Below are 13,829 nucleotides of genomic sequence, written 5' to 3'. Positions count from 1 at the left end.
CCGCTTCTCGCCCAACTAACCCCTTGTAATGTAGGATTTCGTCTGCTTGGGCTAAGCCGGTCGGCACGCCGGCCCGCTCTTTGAAATCGTCGTCAAAGCACCCGTGGCAGTGCGTACATTGGGAACATTCGCACCCAGCCAAAACACCGTTCTTGGTGTCACCTTAGTGTCACCTTCCGCAAACGCCGCCGCCGCGATCCGCCGCTTCCCCAAACGAAAGGGGCGGACTTTCGCCCGCCCTTCCCTGCCCCGATGAGAGGGAAATCTTTAGCGCGAGGCCATCTGCCCCTCGCGGGGGCGGGCCCAGCTCGCCACCGCGTCGCCTGCCTGCACGCGCACGAAGCACGATCCGCCGGTCTGGCGCACCTGGCGGCAGAGCGTATCCGCATCGTTCCGCGCGAAGCCACCGACCGAGAGGCGATAGAAGGTGCCGGCGCGGGTGGCGACCTTCGCCCCCTGCGGCGCGCTGGATGAGAGCCCCGGAACCCGGCGGGAATAGCGTCCCCATGCGTCGCGCGCGACGGCGGCATTGGTATAGGCGCCCAGTTGGACATAGAATTTGCCGCCGCGCGCCACCGGCGCTGGCGTCGAAACCCTTGCGGACCGCACGGGCGCCGCGACCGGAGCCGGAGCCGCCGCGCGGTATCGCACCGCCGGAAGCGGCTGCACGATTTCCTCGCGCGGGCCGAACACCACGCTCGCAACCTGCTGCGAGACCGGCTCTTCCACGGCGATCGGATCGGCGCTCGCCACGCGAACGTCGCTCTCGGCCACCACCGCCGGCGCGGGTGCGCTCGGCATATATTGATCGATCGGGTCCACCGCCGGGGTGGCCGGAGCGACCGCCGCCAGCATCACGCCCGGCTGCTGCGCCAGCGCGAGCCGCACCGGCTGCCCGGCATCCTGCACCGCGCTTACGCCCAGCAGCGAAGCCACCTGGTCATAGGCATTGGTCGGCCGCGAGAATTTGGCCCATTCCATGATCCGCGCATCGAGCTGATCGGGGGCCACATCGACCGCCGCCAGCGCGCGCGCTTCCTGCCAGCGCCCGGCGAGCGCAAGGCTCAGCGCAAGGTTCTGGCGGGTCTTCGAAGTCGCATCGGCCGCGCGGGCAGCCGACATCAGTATTTCCACCGCCGAAACCGGGTCCCCGGCCAGCGCGAGGGCAAGGCCACGGTCGCTTGCGGGGATATGATCGGCATGCGTCTCGATCGTCGAGCGCGCACCGGCCCAATCGCCCCCGGCGATCTTGGCGAGCGCGAGGTTGAGCGCAACGCGGCCATCCTCGGGGTTGAGCGTCAGCGCGTCGCTGAGCGCCTGCGCCGCAGAGGTGAAGCGGCCCGAAAGCAGATAGGCCTGGCCCAGCAGCGCGCGGTAATCCGCATTGTGCGGGTCGTTCGCCACCGCTGCTTCGGCGTGCTTCACGGCCTGCGCGGCCTTGCGCTTGGCGATCGCCTTGCGGGCCTGGGCCGCCTCGGAGACTGCCTTCTTGGCGTTCGGTGCCTCGGTTGCGAAGGCCGGGAGCGCGAAGCCCTGGGTCATCGCCCCGCCGGCCAGCACGCCGCCAAGCGCGAGCGCCGAAAGGCCGAACAGGAATTTGCTACGGGTATTCATGGCTTGATCCCCCTCACCCATGATCCTTTGCCGGGCCGATCTGGCGCGCGAGCGCCTCGACCTCGGTTTGTGCATCCAGAAAGGCGTCGAGCGCCTGGGTCACGATCTGTTGCGCCGAACGATTGGTCACGGCCGACGCGAGGCGCAGCCGGAGATGGCGATCGGCATCGAGCCGCAGCGTGAACGCGGCCTTGCTCTTGGCAGCAGCCGCCCGCGCGACGCGCGACGCCGCAGCGGGCTTCGGCGCGCGAGCAACCGGAACAGGCGCGGGCGCGGGTGCAGGTGCAGGTGCCGCAACCGGAACCGGTGGCTGCGCGATCTTCTCCTCGATCGCCTCGATCTGCCGGAGCACCACCGGCTTCGGGACCGGCTGGCCGGCGGGCACTTCGCCCATGTCGTTCCAGCCCAGATCGTCGTGCGGATTGTGCGCGGAAAGGTCGACGAACCCCTGCGGGCGCATCGCCGGCTTGGCGGTGCCCTTGCGGGCGAGAAGGTTCGACGAAAGCGAAGCCATCGGCTTGGAGCTACCGATCATCAGCTCACCACCCGGCGGCCAAACCCGCCTGCAGGGCGCGCCGCGCCGAAGTGATTATGGATCGCGGCCGGCGCTGCAAACACGGTGCGGCGGAAGTTCTTCTCGAGCCGGTCGGCGATGTATGACCAGAGCGCCACAATCTCGCCGGCCGAACGGCTGTTCGCGTCGATCTCCATCACGGTGCGCCCGTCGATCATCGACGATGCGAAGTCGGTGCGGTGGTGGATGGTGACCGGGGCGACGGTGCCATGCTGCGAAAGCGCCACGGCAGCTTCGGCGGTGATCCGCGCCTTGGGGGTGGCGGAGTTGACCACGAAGAGCAGCGGCTTGCCCGCGCGGTCGCAAAGATCGACGGTGGCACCCACGGCGCGCAGGTCGTGCGGGCTCGGGCGGGTCGGAATGACGATCAGCTCGGCGACCTGGATCACGCTCTGGATCGCCATGGTGATGGCGGGAGGCGTATCGATCACCGCGAGCTTGAAGCCCTGCTGGCGCAGGATCTCCAGATCGGCGGCGAGCCGCGCGACGGTGGTCTGGGCAAAGGCCGGGAACTCGGTCTCGCGCTCGTTCCACCAGTCCGAGAGCGAACCCTGCGGATCGATGTCGATAAGGACGACGGGGCCGCAGCCCGCGCGCTCCGCCTGCACGGCGAGATGCCCGGACAAGGTCGTCTTGCCAGACCCACCCTTCTGCGATGCCATCGCTAGAACCCGCATGTACCCCCTCGGAATTTACTCGAAACCGATCATGGGATGCCACGCGCTCTCTCAAGAATACGTTAACGCGTACCGCTGCGGGACGAACCTTGTGGACGCGTGAAGTAAGGGTTTCTTTCCCTTTCGATGGTTAACTGGCACTTATCCATTGTTGCGGGGGCGCGGGAGTTAGATCGAATGAAGGCTTGTTGGTTGGCTGTGGTGGCGAGCGCCGCGCTGCTGGTATCCCCCGCGCTCGCGCAGGATATGACCGTCAAGGCGGGCGTCGATGCATGGGACAAGGGCGATTACAAGGCCGCCGTTGATCTCTGGCGCGCCTCGGCGAACAAGGGCAATGCCGATGCCCAGTTCAATCTGGGCCAGGCCTATAAGCTGGGCCGCGGCGTGCCCTCCGACCTGAAACAGGCAGAAACCTGGTACGGGAAGGCCGCGTGGCAGGGCCACGAACAAGCCGAGGCGAGCTATGGCCTCGCCCTCTTCGCGAACGGCAAGCGCAGCGAAGCGCTCACCTGGCTCCAGCGCGCCGTCCAGCGCAACGATCCCCGCGCGCAATATGTTCTCGGCACCATGTACTTCAACGGCGATGTGGTCGCGAAGGATTGGGTTCGCGCCTATGCGCTCGTCACCCGCTCGTCGCAGACCGGCCTGAACGAAGCCTCCACCGCGCTGGCGCAGATGGACAAATATATGTCGTTGCAGGAACGCCAGCAGGGCCTGACCCTCGCGCGCAAATATGAGGAAGAGTTCAACCGCGCTCCCAATATCGATCTGCCGCCGCCCGTGCGCGTCGCGTCGAACGAACCCGCCGTACCTGCAACGCGCCCAACCCCGCGCCCCGCGCAGCCCGGCCCGGTCGTGGCCGCGACGCCCAAGCCGCCGGTCGCGCCTCCGGTGGTCCGCGATGGCGGCTGGCGCCTCCAGCTCGGCGCGTTCGGCGATCCGAACAACGCCCGCAAGCTCTGGGGACAGGTCGGTGCCCGCTTCCCCGGCCGCTCGGTCAGCTATGTGAAGCAGGGTAACCTCACCCGGGTGCTCGTCGGCCCCTATGCCAGCCGCGGCGAGGCGGCAGGAGCATGCGGCGGCGTGAGCCCCTGCGTGCCGGTCTCCAAATAGAGCAGGGCAAGCAAGCCGGGAACGCTACACCAGGCGCGAATAAGCCGCCGTAATGATTGAGAATAATGCGGTACGACTGCGCAACAAATGCCTTCTGCCTTCGTTAGGGCGCAATGATCAAAGCCATATTGTCCGTAGCGCTCGTCTCCTGCGCTCTGCTTTCCTCCCCTGCCCTGGCCCAAACCGACAACGCTCCGCGCACCAGCGAGCCGGTTCGCGTACGCGTCGGGCTGGGCGCGCAGGTGGTCCCCAAATTCCCCGGCGCGGAGGATATGTCGGTAAAGCCCTTCTGGGACTTCGCCGTCACGCGCGGGGCCAAGCCCTTCGATTATGAAGCGCCCGACGAAAGCTTCGGTTTTCCGATCCTGCGCGCCTCGGGGTTGGAAGCCGGCCCCGCGCTGGCGCTGGAAAGCAGCCGCCGCCGCAAGCATGCCGGTGCCCCGATCGATGAGGTGGGCACCACCTTCGAAGCCGGTGCCTTCGTCCAATATTGGCTGACGGGCTCCTTCCGAATCCGTGCCGAGGGCCGCAAGGGCGTTAACGGCCACGGCGGAATTACCGGCTCGCTCAGCGCCGATTATGTCGTGCGCGACGGCGACAAATATGTCGTCTCGGTCGGTCCGCGCCTCGGGCTTTCCGATCGGACCTATCAGCAGGCCTATTTCGGCGTCAGCCCCGGCGCCTCCGCCCGCACCGGCCTGCCCATCTATCGTCCCGGCGGCGGCGTCCACTCGGTCGGCGTCGCCAGCGGCGCGACCTATGCGCTCGACGAGCGCTGGGGGCTGATCGGCTATGTCAAATATGACCGGCTCGTCCGCGACGCCGAACGCTCGCCGCTGATCGCCGCTTATGGCAAGCGCGATCAGTTCTCGGGCGGCGTCGGGCTGACCTACACTTTCGGGCGGATCGCCCGCTAGACCGGCAGCCGTCCGGTCAGCCCGTCACCCATTCGCTGCGCGATATGCCTTGAGCATAGAGCAAGGCGGTCAGGTCGCCATGATCGATGCGCGCACCTGCGGCGGCGGCAACGATCGGCTTGGCGCGATAGGCGACGCCCAGGCCAGCCTGGCGGATCATTGCCAGATCATTGGCACCGTCGCCTACCGCCAGCGTCTGATCCGGGCTCAGGCCAAGTTCGGCGCGGACGGAGAGAAGCGTGGTCTCCTTCGTCGCGCTGTCCACGATCGGCTTGGCCACCGTGCCCATCAGCTTGCCGTCACCGATCTCTAGCACGTTGGCGATCACGCGCTGGAAGCCCAGCCGCGCACCCACCGGCTCCGCGAAGCGGGTGAACCCGCCCGACACCAGCACGGTCCTCGCGCCGCGCGCCGCCATCGTCTTGACCAGCGTCTCGGCGCCCACTGAATCGCGAACGCGCTCGGCCAGGCATTGATCGATCGCTGCTTCGTCAAGGTCCTTGAGCAGCGCCACCCGTGCATCGAGCGCAGCGCCGAAATCCAGCTCACCGCGCATCGCCCGCTCGGTCACTTCGGCGATCTGCGCCTTGATCCCGGCATAGTCCGCAAGCTCGTCGATGCACTCGACGGTGATCATGGTCGAATCCATGTCCGCGACCAGCAGCTTCTTCTCGCGGTTCGCGAGCGGCTGGACGATTACGTCAGTCCCACCAAACGCCCTTTCCAGTGTTTCGCGAGCAAGATTCGGATTTTCGTCGAATGCGACGTCCGCCGCCTTGCCCTCGTCGAGCCAGCGCCACTCCCCCGGTGCGCAGCCAGCCGCCGCCAGCCGGTCCGCCGCATCCGAAAGCTGCCCCGAACGAAGCGTCTCTGCTATGAGCGTGGCGATGAACATGGCTTCCCCTGATCTTCCGAAGGTGGCGCTCATCGCAGGGCCGACCGCGAGCGGCAAGTCCGCGCTCGCGCTTGCGCTTGCCGAAAAGCATCGGGGCACGATCATCAACGCGGATTCGATGCAGGTCTATGCCGATCTCCGCGTGCTCAGCGCGCGCCCCAGCCCCGACGAAGAGGCTCGCGCGCCGCACCGGCTGTTCGGCCATGTCGATGGCGCAGATGCCTATTCCGCCGCGCGCTGGGCGGCCGAGGCCCGCGCCGCGATCCATGAGGCGCATGAAGAGGGTCGATTGCCGATCCTTGTCGGCGGCACCGGCCTTTATATGCGGACGCTGCTCGATGGCATCGCGCCCGTGCCGGAGATCGACCAAGCAATCCGCGCCGAGGTGCGCGCCACCCCGGTTGCCGATGCCCATGCCCAGTTGGCGCATCTCGATCCGCATGGCGCAGCCCGCCTGCGCTCGACCGACAGCACCCGTGTCGCCCGCGCGCTTGAAGTGATCCGCTCCACCGGCCGTGCGCTCCACGAGTGGCAGTCCGAGCGGATCGGCGGGATCGGCGGCGAGATCGCGCTTGCGGCGCTGGTCCTGCTTCCCGATCGGCAATGGCTGGGCGAACGGATAGACCGGCGCTTCCGCGAAATGGTCGATACCGGCCGCACCGAAGTCGCGGCTTTGCTTGGCCGCACCGATGTTCCCCCCGATGCGCCGGTGCTGCGCGCGATCGGCGTCGCGGAGATCGGACAGGTTCTGCGCGGAGAGATCGACCTCGAAGAAGCAGAGGCCGCAGGCGCCCTCGCCACCCGCCAATATGCCAAGCGTCAGTACACCTGGTTTCGCCGCCAGCCACCGCCGACATGGCACCGCAGCGAAGAGACGGAAACAAACGATCTGATAGGCTATTTTGAAATTAAATGTCTTCTATAGGTCTTGACGCAACATATTCGTGCGACTAGCAGCACCCTTCGGGCGGTGCTATGGCGCACCGCAACAAGGAGCAGACCAGTGGCCGAGAAAAGCGGAGCAGACATTCTGATCGAGGCGTTGACCGACCTCGGCGTGGAGGTCGTCTTCGGCTATCCGGGTGGCGCGGTGCTCCCCATCTATGATGCGCTGTTCAAGCAGGATCGCATCAAGCACATCCTCGTCCGCCACGAGCAGGCAGCGACCCATGCCGCAGAGGGCTATGCGCGCTCGACCGGCAAGCCCGGCGTGGTGCTCGTCACCTCCGGCCCGGGCGCGACCAACGCCGTCACCGGGATCACCGATGCGCTGATGGATTCGATCCCGATGATCGTCATCACCGGCCAGGTCCCCACCGGGCTGATCGGCACCGATGCGTTCCAGGAAGCCGATACCGTCGGCATCACGCGGCACTGCACCAAGCACAATTATCTGGTGAAGGATCCTGCCAGCCTCTGCTCGGTGATCCACGAAGCCTTTTATATCGCCACCTCGGGCCGTCCGGGTCCCGTGGTCATCGATATCCCGAAGGACGTGCAGGTGGCGTCTGCGACCTATGCGAAGCCTGCGGCGATCCAGCACAAGACCTACCGTCCGCAAACCGACCCGGACAAGGCAAAGATCCAGGAAGCCGTAGATATGATCGCGGCGGCGGAGCGCCCGGTCTTCTACACCGGCGGCGGCATCATCAACTCGGGGCCGGAGGCCTCACGCCTGCTGCGTGAGCTCGCGGAGCTTACCGGCGCGCCGGTCACCTCCACGCTGATGGGCCTCGGCGCCTTCCCGGCGTCGTCCGATCAGTGGCTGGGCATGCTGGGCATGCACGGCACCTATGAAGCCAATTGGGCGATGAACAAGGCCGATCTGATCATCGCGCTCGGCGCGCGGTTCGACGATCGCGTCACCGGCCGGCTGGACGCCTTCGCCCCCAATTCGCGCAAGGTGCACATCGATATCGATCGGTCGAGCGTGAACAAGATCGTTCGCGTCGATCTGCCGATCATCGCCGATGTGGGCCGCGCGCTCGCGGCGATGGTCGATTGCTGGAAAGAGCGCCAGCATCCCAAGCCCGACCTTACCGAATGGTTCGGCCGGATCGAGGGCTGGCGTCAGGTCGGCTGCCTCAAATATGAGGACAAGGCCGACGTCATCATGCCGCAACAGGCGATCTGCTCGCTCTATGAGGCGACGAAGAGCCGTGCGCCGATCATCACCACCGAAGTGGGCCAGCACCAGATGTGGGCAGCACAGCATTTCGATTTCGAAGCGCCGAACAAGTGGCTGACCTCGGGCGGCCTCGGCACGATGGGCTATGGCCTGCCCGCCGCGATCGGCGCGCAGCTCGGCAATCCCGACGATCTGGTCATCGACATTGCCGGCGAGGCATCGATCCAGATGAATATCCAGGAACTGGGGACCGCAACGCAATATCGCCTCCCGGTGAAGATCTTCATCCTCAACAACGAATATATGGGCATGGTCCGCCAGTGGCAGGAACTGACCTACCAGAGCCGCTATTCGGAGAGCTATAGCGACGCCCTGCCCGATTTCGTGAAGCTGGCCGAAGCCTATGGCTGGAAGGGCATCCGCATCGAGACGCGCGGCGAGCTGGAAGACGGCATTCAGGCGATGCTCGACTATGACGGCCCCGTGGTTGTCGACTGCCGCGTCGCCAAGCTCGCAAACTGCTTCCCGATGATCCCGTCGGGCGCCGCCCACACCGAAATGCTCCTCCAGGCCGCCGAAGTTTCCGGCGAAATGGACGACGAAGCCAAGGCGCTGGTCTGAACCATGCATATCAAGGAAGAAACCCGGCAGCGGCACACGCTCGCCGTGATCGTCGACAACGAGCCCGGCATCCTCGCCCGGATCGCCGGCCTGTTCACCGCGCGCGGCTATAATATCGAGAGCCTGACGGTGAGCGAGATCACCGAGGACAAATCAGTCAGCCGTATCACGATCGTCACCTCCGCGTCGGAGCATGTGATGGAGCAGATCCATTCGCAGCTTGAGCGGCTGGTGCCGGTGCACAAGGTCAAGGACCTCACCGTGCTCGGCCCCCATGTCGAGCGCGAGCTTGCGCTGGTGAAGGTCGCCGGCACCGGCGATCACCGGATCGAGGCGCTTCGCCTCGCCGAAGTCTATCGCGCCCGCGTCGTTGATGCGACGATCGCCAGCTTCGTGTTCGAAGTCACCGGGGGTTCCGAAAAGATCGACAAGTTCGTCGAGCTGATGGGCGAAGTCGGCCTGGTCGAAGTCGCCCGCACCGGCATCGTCGCAATTTCGCGCGGAGCCGAAGCGGCCTAGTTTTTCTACCACCCACCACAGTCGCCCCGGGCTTGACCCGGGGTCCCGCTTTCTCGCAGCGGGTAGCACGAAGCGGGACCCCGGCTCAGGGGCCGGGGTGACGAAAGGAAAATGAAAATGCGTGTCTATTACGATCGCGACGCCGATCTGAACCTGATCTCGGACAAGAAGATCGCCATTGTCGGCTATGGCTCGCAGGGCCATGCCCATGCGCAAAATCTCCGCGACAGCGGCGTCAAGGACGTGGCGATCGCACTGCGCGAAGGCTCGGCGACCGCCAAGAAGGCGATCGACGCCGGCTTCGCGGTGAAGTCGAACAAGGAAGCGGCACAGTGGGCCGACATCCTGATGATCCTCGCACCCGACGAGCATCAGGCCGCGATCTACGAGAACGACATCAAGGGCAATATGAAGCCCGGCGCTGCGCTCGCCTTCGCGCACGGCCTCAACGTGCATTTCGGCCTGATCGAGCCGCCTGCGGACATCGACGTCATCATGATCGCGCCAAAGGGCCCGGGCCATACCGTGCGGAGCGAATATGTGCGCGGTGGCGGCGTACCGTGCCTGATCGCAATCCATCAGGACGCGACCGGCAATGCGCATGACGTTGCGCTGGCTTATGCCTCGGGCGTCGGTGGCGGCCGCTCAGGCATCATCGAGACCAATTTCAAGGAAGAATGCGAAACCGACCTGTTCGGTGAGCAGGCCGTTCTGTGCGGCGGCATCACCCATCTGATCCAGGCGGGCTTCGAGACGCTGGTCGAGGCCGGCTACGCTCCCGAAATGGCCTATTTCGAGTGCCTCCACGAGACCAAGCTGATCGTCGACCTGCTCTATGAGGGCGGCATCGCCAACATGCGCTACTCGATCTCGAACACCGCCGAATATGGTGACATCAAGACCGGCCCGCGCATCATCACCGAAGAAACCAAGAAGGAAATGAAGCGCGTCCTCGCCGACATCCAGTCGGGCCGCTTCGTCAAGGACTTCGTGCTCGACAACCGCGCCGGCCAGCCCGAGCTCAAGGCCAGCCGCAAGGCCGCTGCGGCCCATCCGATCGAGCAGGTCGGCTCCGAGCTGCGTGCGATGATGCCGTGGATCGGCGCGAACAAGCTGGTGGACAAGGCCAAGAACTGACCTTCGCGTTACCGGGAACAAGGGGGCCGCGGGCGTTCGCGCTTGCGGCCCCCTTTGCGTCTGCAACGGACGGCCGAAACCAAGCGTTTCCAACTTGGCCTTTGACCCCGCGCGCAGAGCGCCCGACCATGGCCGCGAGATTCAACAGGAGACCAACATGCGCATTCGCTCGATCGTCCTCGCCGCCGGCCTGCTCGTCGCCACGCCCCTCATCGCTCAGCAGGCGATGCAGACGCCCGGCGCGAAGGACGCTGCACGCGTCACTGCGGGCACCTACACGGTCGATCCCGATCACACGCTCATCGCGTGGGAAGTCGATCACTTCGGCTTCACCCCCTATTTCGGCATCTTCGGCAGCAGCACCGGCACGCTCCAGATCGATCCAAAGAACCCCAACGCCGCAAAGGTCGATATCACCATCCCCGTCTCGAAGGTCACCACCGCGAGTGCCGGGCTGACCGATCACCTTCTCCGCGCGCCCAAGGAAGCCGGTGGCAAGCCCGATTTCTTCGGCCCATCGCCTGCCGATGCCCGCTTCGTCTCCACCTCGGTCGTGGCGAAGGGCGATGAGGCAAAGGTGACCGGTAATCTCACGCTGAATGGGATCACCAAGCCGGTGACGCTCGACGTGGAATTCTATGGCGCCGGCAAGATGCCCGCGCAGATGGGCGGCAAGGAAGGGCTGGGCTTCGAGGCGGAAGCCAGGATCAAGCGCAGCGAGTTCGGCATCGGCTACGCGATCCCGCTGGTTTCAGACGAAGTGAAGCTCAAGATCGCCGTCGGCTTCTACAAGAGCTGACCGCCTCGCCCGCTGCCCTTCCGGGCAGCACGTGACCGCAAACGAGAACGGGCGCCCCAATCGGGGCGCCCGTTTTATTTTGTGCCCTGACGGGCGGCCGATCAGAAGCCGAAGCGGCCGGTCACGCCATAGGTACGCGGCATGCTGGGATAGCCGGAGATGCTGCCCGCCTGCGCCACCGACGAGAAGATCGTCGAGAGGTACTTGTCGTTCGTCACGTTGCGGCCCCAGACCGACAGCTCCAGCCCGTTGTCGAGGCGAATGCCCGCCGACAGGTTGAGCATGTTGATCGTGCGCTTGGTGGTGATCACGCCCTCGGCGATCTGCACCGGGCTGCTATGGTCGAAATCGGCATGCAGCAGCAGCGTGGCGCTCTCGCCAAGCGACTGGGTGAAGTTGATGCCGCTCGAGAGCGTGAATTCCGGAATGCCGGCCGGGCGCGTGCCCGTCAGGTTGGTCGGAACGACGCTCAGGTTCGCGCCGCCGATCGCGCCGCCGCCTGCGAACGAGTCATATTTCGGATCGAGATAGGTGACTGCGAAGGTGAGGTTCAGCGCATCGACCGGGGTCACGCTGGTGTCGAGCTCGACGCCGAACACCGATTCCTTCGGCGCGTTGAGCAGCGAGAAGCCGGTGCCGGTGAAGACGTTGCTCTGGAAGCCCAGGATGTACTGCTTGAACACCGCCGCGTTGAACGCGAAGCGCTGATACGAAGCCTTCATGCCCACTTCATAGACGCTGGCCTTTTCCGGACCCGCGAAGCGCGAACCCGAACCCAGGTTGACCGTGGCGAAGCCCGCCGAGCGGATCAGCGCCAGGTCGGCAATCGTCGGGCGGCTGTCGCGCGAGAGATTGACCGAGCTTGCCTTGAAGCCCGTCGCATAGGTTGCGTAGAAGTTCAGGTTGTTGTTCGCCTTGTACGCGGCACGCAGCGTGTACGAAAGGTTGCTGTCATGCGTACGGCCGGGCTCGACCGAGTTCGGCACGTTCAGGAACGGCGGCAGGAACTGCAGCGCGCGCAGGCCGGCAAGCGGGTTTGCGGCCGCATTGTTCTGGTTTGCGGTCGCATAGGCCTGCACCGCGGTCGAGATCGCGCCATAGGCTGCCGGGTTCGCGCCCGCGAATGCACCGATTTCCGCAGCGGTCGCCGAACGGCCGAGGCCGAGCGCCGTGCCGATCTGCGCGGCCAGTCCGCCCTGGAACAACAGCGTGTTGCGGAACGGCGCATATTGCGGCGCGTCGAGGTTGATGCCCGCGAACGCGTCCGTGCTGATCACGTTGGTCGAGAAGCGCTTGCGATCGTCGGTGTAGTTCAGGCCGCCGGTCAGCGTGATCTTGTCGGTGACTTCGAAATCGACCGTGCCGAACAGCGAGAACGAGCGATCGTGCATGCGATAATTCTCGTTCAGCCCGTCACCGCGGCGGAAGAACGCGTTGGTATAGCGGGCCGGCGCACCTTCAAGCGCGCCAAAGGTGGATTCGAGAAGCGCGACGTTGAGCGCGTTACCGCTGGCAGCGCGGATCAGCTGATCGCCATAGGGGCGGAAATGGGCGCCGAAATTGATCTGGTTCGCCTGCTTGATCCGCTCGTCGAAGAAGAAGCCGCCGACCAGGAAGTTGATCGGGCCGTCAAAGTCAGACGCGACGCGGAATTCCTGGGTGAAGGTACCGATGTCGAGCTGCTGGGCGTTGTGGCCGATCAGGTCGGCGCTGGTGAAGTCCGAATCCTGGTCGGTCAGCGCCTTCACCTTGCGGTACGACGTGATCGAGGTGAGGCTCAGCCCGTCGCCCAGCGCATAGTTGATTTCGCCCGAACCGCCATAATTGTCGATTTTGTTGCTCGACAGGATGTTGTTGTACACGCGGTACGAGAAGGGATTGGCGCGGTCGAGATTGCCGCCCAGCGCCGCGATGATCGCGCCGGTCGGGCCGTTGATCACGTTGGCCACGGCGCAGCAATTCTCGTCGATCTTGTCGTAATCGCCGATCAGGCGGATGCTGAAGTCCGAATTCGGCTCGAACAGCAGCTGGCCGCGCACGCCCCAGCGGTTGCGATTGTTGACGTCCTTGTTGAGCGCCACGTCGCGGACATAGCCATCGCGCTTGTTGTAATTGCCGCCCAGGCTGAACGCGACCGTATCGCTAAGCGGGCCGGTGACGTTCCCCTTCAGCACGATGGCGTTGTAGTTGCCGTAAGAGGCTTCGACGTTGCCGCCGAATTCAAACTTCGGACGCGCGGTCACGATGCTGATGATACCGGCCGACGCGTTCTTGCCGAACAGGGTCGATTGCGGGCCGCGCAGCACTTCGACGCGCTCCAGGTTAGGAAGATCGGCGATCTGCGCCGCCGAGCGCGAGCGATAGACGCCGTCGATGAACACGCCCACCGAAGGCTCGATGCCGGCATTGTTCGCCCCGTTGCCGAAGCCGCGGATGATGAAGTTGGTGTTGGCCGAAGACTGGAGCTGCGAGACGCGGAGCGACGGCACCACCGACTGGAGGTCGATAAGGTCGCGGATCTGCGCGCGCTCGATCGTGTCTGCGTTGGTGACGCTCACGGCGATCGGGGTATCGAGCAAAGTCGTTTCGCGCTTGGTGGCGGTGACGACGATCTCGTCCGAATCCTGGGTTACCTGCGTGTCCTGGGCGGGCGCATCCTGCGCCATCGCCGGTGCCGCGACGAAAAGCGAGAAAGCCGTTGCGGCAAGCAATTCGAACTTCTTCATGGGATCAGTCCCCCTCCTTGGCGTCCGTCCCGATATGTCCGGTAACGGCTATGCTTTTGTTACCTGCGCAACTAACGCTGCATTTTTGCACCCGTCAACGGGAATGAAC

12 protein-coding genes are annotated in these 13,829 nt (G+C 65.2%); 7 read left to right on the top strand and 5 right to left on the bottom strand.

Going from position 1 to position 13,829, the window contains the following annotated elements; all coding sequences use genetic code 11:
- Positions 1-267: 267 nt before the first annotated feature.
- From SSO01S_RS01240 to SSO01S_RS01230, 3 genes are read right to left on the bottom strand one after another with little or no spacing between them, the layout of a single operon-like run.
- On the bottom strand, positions 268-1,614 hold the full coding sequence (locus tag SSO01S_RS01240) for an SPOR domain-containing protein (RefSeq protein WP_066793925.1): 1,347 nt from the start codon (positions 1,612-1,614) through the stop codon (positions 268-270).
- Between the two features lie 13 nt (positions 1,615-1,627).
- On the bottom strand, positions 1,628-2,146 hold the full coding sequence (locus SSO01S_RS01235) for a hypothetical protein (protein ID WP_157073584.1): 519 nt from the start codon (positions 2,144-2,146) through the stop codon (positions 1,628-1,630).
- 2 nt (positions 2,147-2,148) lie between these two features.
- Positions 2,149-2,865 (bottom strand): AAA family ATPase, encoded by a 717-nt coding sequence (locus SSO01S_RS01230; protein ID WP_066793920.1) that lies wholly within the window; start codon positions 2,863-2,865, stop codon positions 2,149-2,151.
- A 177-nt stretch (positions 2,866-3,042) separates the two neighbouring features.
- On the opposite strand from SSO01S_RS01230, the gene SSO01S_RS01225 reads away from it, so the two are divergent.
- Entirely contained in the window at positions 3,043-3,978 is a 936-nt protein-coding gene (locus tag SSO01S_RS01225; RefSeq protein WP_066793918.1) for an SPOR domain-containing protein, read from the top strand.
- Between the two features lie 113 nt (positions 3,979-4,091).
- Positions 4,092-4,895 carry a MipA/OmpV family protein gene (locus SSO01S_RS01220; protein ID WP_066793916.1) on the top strand — a complete coding sequence of 268 codons (804 nt, stop codon included), beginning with the start codon at positions 4,092-4,094 and terminating at the stop codon, positions 4,893-4,895.
- A 16-nt stretch (positions 4,896-4,911) separates the two neighbouring features.
- On the opposite strand, the gene serB is transcribed toward SSO01S_RS01220, so the two are convergent.
- Positions 4,912-5,790, bottom strand: coding sequence for a phosphoserine phosphatase SerB (gene serB, locus SSO01S_RS01215; RefSeq protein ID WP_066793913.1), 879 nt, complete (start codon positions 5,788-5,790; stop codon positions 4,912-4,914).
- Between serB and miaA the strand changes: the two genes are divergently transcribed.
- The 5 genes from miaA to SSO01S_RS01190 all read left to right on the top strand — a co-directional run bounded on the left by miaA (position 5,789) and on the right by SSO01S_RS01190 (position 10,994).
- Positions 5,789-6,715 (top strand): tRNA (adenosine(37)-N6)-dimethylallyltransferase MiaA, encoded by a 927-nt coding sequence (miaA, locus tag SSO01S_RS01210; RefSeq protein ID WP_174520743.1) that lies wholly within the window; start codon positions 5,789-5,791, stop codon positions 6,713-6,715. The two genes, serB and miaA, sit on opposite strands and share 2 nt — an antisense overlap.
- 78 nt (positions 6,716-6,793) lie before the next feature.
- The gene (locus SSO01S_RS01205) at positions 6,794-8,539 is read left to right on the top strand and encodes an acetolactate synthase 3 large subunit (RefSeq protein WP_066793907.1); all 1,746 of its coding nucleotides are present in this window, start codon (positions 6,794-6,796) and stop codon (positions 8,537-8,539) included.
- Positions 8,540-8,542: 3 nt separating this feature from the next.
- Positions 8,543-9,058 (top strand): acetolactate synthase small subunit, encoded by a 516-nt coding sequence (gene ilvN, locus SSO01S_RS01200; RefSeq protein WP_066793904.1) that lies wholly within the window; start codon positions 8,543-8,545, stop codon positions 9,056-9,058.
- Positions 9,059-9,175: 117 nt separating this feature from the next.
- Positions 9,176-10,195, top strand: a complete 1,020-nt coding sequence (ilvC, locus tag SSO01S_RS01195) for a ketol-acid reductoisomerase (protein WP_066794265.1) — start codon at positions 9,176-9,178, stop codon at positions 10,193-10,195.
- A gap of 157 nt (positions 10,196-10,352) precedes the next feature.
- A complete protein-coding gene (locus SSO01S_RS01190) occupies positions 10,353-10,994 on the top strand; it encodes a YceI family protein (protein WP_083942776.1) in 642 nt (213 codons plus the stop codon).
- Between the two features lie 101 nt (positions 10,995-11,095).
- Here the strand turns inward: SSO01S_RS01190 and SSO01S_RS01185 are convergent, their stop codons facing one another.
- A complete protein-coding gene (locus SSO01S_RS01185; RefSeq protein ID WP_066793902.1) occupies positions 11,096-13,720 on the bottom strand; it encodes a TonB-dependent receptor domain-containing protein in 2,625 nt (874 codons plus the stop codon).
- Between the last annotated feature and the right edge of the window lie 109 nt (positions 13,721-13,829).

This window comes from Sphingomonas soli NBRC 100801 (genome assembly GCF_001591025.1).
GTDB lineage: Bacteria > Pseudomonadota > Alphaproteobacteria > Sphingomonadales > Sphingomonadaceae > Sphingomonas > Sphingomonas soli.
This window is presented reverse-complemented; position numbering and strand designations above follow the sequence as displayed.

Bases quoted from the DNA above. Each gene is read 5' to 3' on its own strand.
- ilvN (WP_066793904.1), top strand. From the start codon at position 8,543: ATGCATATCAAGGAAGAAACCCGGCAGCGGCACACGCTCGCCGTGATC.
- SSO01S_RS01230 (WP_066793920.1), bottom strand. From the start codon at position 2,865: ATGCGGGTTCTAGCGATGGCATCGCAGAAGGGTGGGTCTGGCAAGACG.
- miaA (WP_174520743.1), top strand. From the start codon at position 5,789: ATGGCTTCCCCTGATCTTCCGAAGGTGGCGCTCATCGCAGGGCCGACC.
- SSO01S_RS01225 (WP_066793918.1), top strand. From the start codon at position 3,043: ATGAAGGCTTGTTGGTTGGCTGTGGTGGCGAGCGCCGCGCTGCTGGTA.
- SSO01S_RS01185 (WP_066793902.1), bottom strand. From the start codon at position 13,720: ATGAAGAAGTTCGAATTGCTTGCCGCAACGGCTTTCTCGCTTTTCGTC.
- SSO01S_RS01240 (WP_066793925.1), bottom strand. From the start codon at position 1,614: ATGAATACCCGTAGCAAATTCCTGTTCGGCCTTTCGGCGCTCGCGCTT.
- SSO01S_RS01190 (WP_083942776.1), top strand. From the start codon at position 10,353: ATGCGCATTCGCTCGATCGTCCTCGCCGCCGGCCTGCTCGTCGCCACG.
- SSO01S_RS01220 (WP_066793916.1), top strand. From the start codon at position 4,092: ATGATCAAAGCCATATTGTCCGTAGCGCTCGTCTCCTGCGCTCTGCTT.
- serB (WP_066793913.1), bottom strand. From the start codon at position 5,790: ATGTTCATCGCCACGCTCATAGCAGAGACGCTTCGTTCGGGGCAGCTT.
- ilvC (WP_066794265.1), top strand. From the start codon at position 9,176: ATGCGTGTCTATTACGATCGCGACGCCGATCTGAACCTGATCTCGGAC.